The organism is Oryzibacter oryziterrae (genome assembly GCF_021864535.1).
GTDB lineage: Bacteria > Pseudomonadota > Alphaproteobacteria > Rhizobiales > Pleomorphomonadaceae > Pleomorphomonas > Pleomorphomonas oryziterrae.
The window spans coordinates 1-1,287 of record NZ_JAKJIC010000051.1 but is presented as its reverse complement, the minus strand read 5'-3'; the positions used below and the strand labels follow the sequence as shown (position 1 = coordinate 1,287).

1 protein-coding gene is annotated in these 1,287 nt (G+C 62.4%); it reads right to left on the bottom strand.

The features are described from left to right. Positions 1-1,287: RHS repeat protein (locus L2I41_RS21435; protein ID WP_237155662.1), on the bottom strand; the 1,287-nt coding region annotated here is incomplete at both ends.

Here is a 1,287-nt window from a genome sequence, read left to right as displayed (position 1 = left end):
CCTGGGTTAGGACGCGACCGGCGTTGTCATAGGTGAAGGTCCACAGCCCGAGGTCGGGATCGTCGACTTTGGTCCGGCGACCGGCCATGTCATAGCCGGCCGACCACACATTGCCAGCCGGATCGGTCACCTTGATGAGATGGCCGAGATCGTCCCAGGTGAGCTTGGTGGTCAGCGTACCCGAGCTCGAACCGTATTCGCTGGTGCTCAGCGTTCGCCCATAGCCGTCTCTGATCACCACCGTCTTGCGCGTGATATCGTCGGTGGTATCGTTGGCGGTGCCCTTGTCGTCAATCGTCTCCGTGGTGGTCACCTGGTCGAGTGCCAGGCCCGTGGTGACGGCGGTATAGGCATAGTTGGTCTGGATCCAGTTCGGCGTCTGGCTACGCACGGGCCGATCCAGCACATCGGTAAAGGTGTACGAGTAATTCAGGCCGGCCGGAGTCGGGCCGCTGTTGTCGGTGCCAAAATAGGGCAGGCTCACCTGCCGCACGCCGCCGCGCTTGTGGTAGTTGGTCTCCACGATCACAGCGTGGCTGGCGTCGACACCCTCGCTGACGCTGCGCACCGTCCGGCCGAAGCCGTCGAGATAGCTGCGCGAGACGATCTCGCCGACCGCGTTGCCGGCGCTGTTGTTGGCCATGGAGTTGCGGGACGTCGTGATCGACTGGCCACCGGGATTGTTCAGGGCCGAGTATTCTGTCTTCACGTAATTGGAGCCAACGTCACCCGTTGTACGCTTCACCTCGCGGCAGAAGACGTCATAGTCATAGGTGGTCGTTATCCAGTTTAGATCCCTGGTGCTGGCCGGCTTGGCGCAGGTATAGTTCCAGGCGGTGAGCGTCTTCTGGCTGACCGCCGGGTCCGTGCTGGTCATGGTGTTGGAGGGCGAGACCGTGGTCTTGATCGGGTAGAGACTGTAGGTGGTCTCGTAGTCGATCGTCGTCAGGTCGCCCGTCGCGTTGGCCTTGGAGACGAGGTTGCCGAAGCTGTCATAGGCCAGCGTCGAGGCGCGATAACCGGTCGTCGCGTCGGTGAACACATAGGTGCTGGTCAGGTCGCCTTCGCTCGGCATGGCGGCCATGCTGGTGGCGCCGTCGTAGTAATAGCCCGTGCCTTGCAACAATGTGCCGCCGGTCCCGACACCGTCGTAGACCAACACCTGACGGGGCAGGTTCACGATCCATTTGGCCGTGTTGTAGACGTAATCGGTCGCCGTCGTCCGCTCGTCGCCGCCCGTCAGCGTGGACGAACACTTTTCCGAACAGCCAGGAGGGGGCGCGTCTT